A 4,123-nucleotide genomic window follows, 5' to 3' on the forward strand; every position below is an offset into this window, starting at 1 on the left:
CAGCCAGGGCGGCATCGGTGCTCCCAAAACGAAAGGATCGGCCCGGAGGCCGACCCGTAGCATGCTGTGGTTCCAGAATTACTGCGAGACGTCTTCGCCGAAATACTTCTGCGAGATTTCGGCATAGGTGCCATCAGCCTTGATGGCTGCCAGTGCCTCGTTGATTGCGGCCAGCAGTTCCGGTTTCCCCTTGGCGAGGATGACGCCGGAGAAATCAGCATCCGCTGCCGTGGCGACGACCTTCACAGGAGCATCAGGCTGCTGCTTCTTGAAGTCGAAGAAGGACAGGCTGTCATTAATGGTGGCGTCAGCGCGGCCCTGAATGACCAATGCGATCGACTGATCAAAGCCTTCTGTGCCGACGAGTTCAGCGCCAAAGCTTTCCGCCAGCTTGCCAAAATTGCTGGTCAGGCTCTGCGCCGACTTCTTGCCCGAAAGGTCTTCGAAGCTGGCGATGTCGGCATTGTCATCACGAACCACCAGCGCCGCCTTTGAGGCGATATAGGGTTCCGAGAAATCATACTTCGCCTGGCGCTCGGCGTTGATGCCCACCTGGTTGATCACGACATCGTAGCGATTGGCGTCGATACCCGCGATCAGCCCATCCCATGGGCCTTCGACGAATTCGGGCTTCACCCCTAGGTGTTCGGCGACGACCTGGCCGATCTCCACGTCGAAGCCAACCAGTGCGCCCGAAGCGTCGTGGAACGTGAACGGGGCATAGGTGCCTTCGGTGCCGATCTTAAGTACGCCGGCCTGTTGGACCTGCTCCAGGGCCGTCTGTGCGAAGGCCGGGGTCGAGATTGCCAAAAGACCCACTGCGACGAGCACTTTGGAAAACTTCATTGAATGTCTCCTGTCCGCGGATCCCCGCTCGGGGCCGCAATTGACGCAGAAACTGCTCCCGTCTGTGTCTGGTTTCAATGACTTGGATAGATGTTTTACTTCCGTGCTTTGGGTCGACGGGAGCATTCTGATTTTTGGTCATTGGCGAGGCTGGCATTTGCCGAAGCGTGCCCAATCCAGCACGTTCTCACTATGCAGCGGCGCGTTCCGGCTGCGGCGCGGTCGCCGGTAACAGTCCTCCGCTTGAGCGTTCAAGCCGCCCTCAAGAGCATCTCATCGCCATAGCTGTTTTCGACACCGGGAAGGGCCTCCCAGCAAGAAGTTGCCGGAGTCATCGAACCGCTAGAAGGCAATACCTCAAGCCCGCCGTGCGATCGGCAATATAGTCTATTCAAATTATAGACTTAAATTCGCGCCCGGTGATTTATATCAGGCATGACGCACCGAGCCGACCAAACCATACCCTATATCCGTGCCAGAACCCTGGAATGGCCCACACTCGCCCTGGTGTTTGCGATCTATGGCGGGTGGCTGGCGCTCACCTATTTCTGGCAGTCGATTCCGCTCTGGCTGCTCATTCCGCTCGCCGCCTGGACGGTGGCCTGGCAGGGGTCGCTGCAACACGAGATCATCCATGGTCATCCCACGCGCATAAGGGCAGTCAATGATGCACTCGGCTGGCCACCGCTCTCGCTGTGGCTGCCTTATCCAATCTATAAACTCGGCCATCTGCAGCATCACCGCGACGAGCGGCTGACCGATCCGCTCGACGATCCAGAGTCGTTCTACATCACCGAGCAGGCCTGGAGTGGTGCACCTGCATGGCTGAAGGCGCTGCTGCGGTTCAATCAAACCCTTCTGGGACGCCTGATCGTTGGGCCCGCCTTCATGATCGGCTTCTTCCTCTACGCTGAGTTTGGCTTGGTCGTGGCCAACCAGGGCAAGAGACGGCGCATCTGGGCCATTCAGACGGCTCTCGTCGCCATTGTACTCTTCTGGGTACTGGCAGTCTGCCAGATGCCGATCTGGCTCTATATCCTGGCCTTCGTTTATGCCGGGGGCGCACTGACCCGTATCCGTTCCTTTGCCGAGCATCGTTTTGCCGACAATCACGAGGAGCGCACGGCCATTGTCGAAGGTGGCGGTCCGCTGGCGCTGCTGTTCCTCAACAACAATCTGCACGTCCTGCACCATCTGCGCCCGACCATCGCTTGGTATGACCTGCCGGCGCTCTATCGCGCCCATCGGGAAACGCTGGTGCAGCACAATGGCGGTCTCGTCTATCGCAACTACGGCGAACTCTTCGCGCGCTTCTTCGTGAAGCCGCATGACAAGCTGCTGCATCCGCATCACCGCGTGACGGATGCGCCCGAATGACACGAACAGTTTCACTCGCCATGTACGATCCGGGCGCCAGCTCGGTCGATCTTCTGTGGGCCGACCTGCGAACCCGTCTGGCCGCCGCAGGTTTCAATGACTTGCCCGAGACGCTGAACGGCAACCAAAACCTCGAATCTGCTTGGCTCGATAGCGATCTCCTTCTCGCGCAGACCTGCGGCTATCCCCTTCGCAGCCTGCTTGATGGCAAGGTCCGTTATGTAGGCACGCCGATCTACGCCGTCGAAGGCACCGATGGCCCGAACTATCGCAGCGCCCTCGTCGTGCGTGCCGATGACAGCGCCGAGCGCCTTGAAGACCTGCGCGGCCGTCGCGCCGCCTACAACGCGGTCCACTCGCAGTCCGGTTACAACACGTTTCGCGATGCCGTATCCGCCCATGCCGAAAACGGGCGCTTCTTCTCGGAAACTTTTGCAACCGGTAGCCATGTGGCCTCGTTGCAGTCGGTAATCGACGGACGCGCCGATGTGGCGGCCATCGATCCCGTCACACTCCAGCTTCAGCCAAAGGATGTGCAGGATGCGATCAAGGTCATCGGCTGGACATCGTTCGCTCCGGGCCTGCCATTCATCACCGTGCTGACATTATCTGACAGTGACCTGGCCAAATTGCGTGCCGTACTCGCCGACTTCTTCAGCGGGGCAGGGCGCAAGGATCATCCCGAATTTCATTTCGCTGGCTTCGAAGTCCTCCCGGACGAAGCCTACGACAGCATTCTTGCGATGGAGCAGAGGGCGATCGACCGATCCTACCCGCACCTCGCCTGAACCTTCCCAAAGACAAGCGGCCACACCGGCCAACGATCCAAGGAGATCAACGTGCGTCTACTAACCAAACTTGCCGCGGCTACTCTCGCCCTGGCCCTGACGACCAGCCTTGCCAACGCCCAGGTTGTTGTGTCGTCCAAGATCGACACCGAAGGCGGTCTCCTCGGCAATATCATCTCGCAGGTTCTGCAGGCCAATGGCGTGCCGGTGACCGAAAAGATCCAGCTTGGTGCCACTTCCGTCGTGCGCGAAGCCATCGTCGCCGGCCAGATCGACATCTATCCCGAATATACCGGCAATGCCGCCTTCTTCTTCAACAAGGCTGACGATCCGCTCTGGAACGATGCCGCCAAAGCTTATGACGAAGCCGCCAAGCTCGACCTCGAGGCCAATAAGGTCGTCTGGCTGCAGCCGGCCCCGGCCAACAACACCTGGGCCGTGGCGCTCCGTAAGGATCTCGCGGACGCCAACAAGCTCGTGACCTTCACCGACTTCGGCAAGTACGTTGCCGATGGCGGCGAAGTGAAGCTCGCGGCATCCGCCGAGTTCGTGAGCTCGCCGGCTGCCCTGCCGAAATTCCAGGAAGTTTATGGCTTCACCCTCAAGCCCGAACAGCTCGTGACCCTTTCGGGCGGCGACACCTCCGCCACCATCGCCGCTGCCGCCCAGCAGACCGATGGCGTCAACGCTGCCATGGTCTATGGCACGGATGGCGGCATCGCGCCGTCGGGCCTCGTCGTTCTCGCAGACGACAAGGGCGTGCAGCCGGTCTATGAGCCGTCGCCGATCATCCGCGAAGCCGTGCTCACTGAATACCCGCAGATCAAGGACCTGCTGGCACCCGTCTTCGCCAAGCTCGACATCACCACCCTGCAGGAGCTCAACGGCCGCATCCAGGTCGAAGGCGCCGCCCCCAAGGACGTCGCTGTCGACTGGCTCAAGGCCAACGGCTTCCTGAAGTAAGCCTGCCGTCTGTGGCAGTGATTTTGGGGGTGGGCAGGGCGACTGCCCGCCCCTAATGTTTTCCCATGCTCGCGCCAGCGCCCCTCATCGCCTTCCCCTCGCCGCAACCCTCTCCCCAGCGGGGAGCGGGGGCGCTTGCCCCCCGCCTG

The 4,123-nt window shown here is 60.6% G+C and carries 4 protein-coding genes; 3 read left to right on the top strand and 1 reads right to left on the bottom strand.

Going from position 1 to position 4,123, the window contains the following annotated elements:
* Positions 1 to 78 precede the first annotated feature (78 nt).
* Positions 79 to 846 (bottom strand): amino acid ABC transporter substrate-binding protein, encoded by a 768-nt coding sequence (locus ABW043_RS17860; RefSeq protein ID WP_353922548.1) that lies wholly within the window; start codon positions 844 to 846, stop codon positions 79 to 81.
* 435 nt (positions 847 to 1,281) lie between these two features.
* On the opposite strand from ABW043_RS17860, the gene ABW043_RS17865 reads away from it, so the two are divergent.
* From ABW043_RS17865 to osmF, 3 genes are read left to right on the top strand one after another with little or no spacing between them, the layout of a single operon-like run.
* A complete protein-coding gene (locus ABW043_RS17865; protein WP_353922549.1) occupies positions 1,282 to 2,223 on the top strand; it encodes a fatty acid desaturase in 942 nt (313 codons plus the stop codon).
* Positions 2,220 to 3,011, top strand: coding sequence for a phosphate/phosphite/phosphonate ABC transporter substrate-binding protein (locus tag ABW043_RS17870; RefSeq protein ID WP_353922550.1), 792 nt, complete (start codon positions 2,220 to 2,222; stop codon positions 3,009 to 3,011). Before ABW043_RS17865 ends, ABW043_RS17870 begins: the two co-directional genes overlap by 4 nt.
* 51 nt (positions 3,012 to 3,062) lie before the next feature.
* Complete coding sequence (osmF, locus tag ABW043_RS17875) at positions 3,063 to 3,974, top strand: glycine betaine ABC transporter substrate-binding protein OsmF (protein ID WP_502908668.1); 912 nt, start codon at positions 3,063 to 3,065, stop codon at positions 3,972 to 3,974.
* Positions 3,975 to 4,123: the final 149 nt, after the last annotated feature.

The organism is Devosia sp. (assembly GCF_040509215.1).
GTDB lineage: Bacteria > Pseudomonadota > Alphaproteobacteria > Rhizobiales > Devosiaceae > Devosia.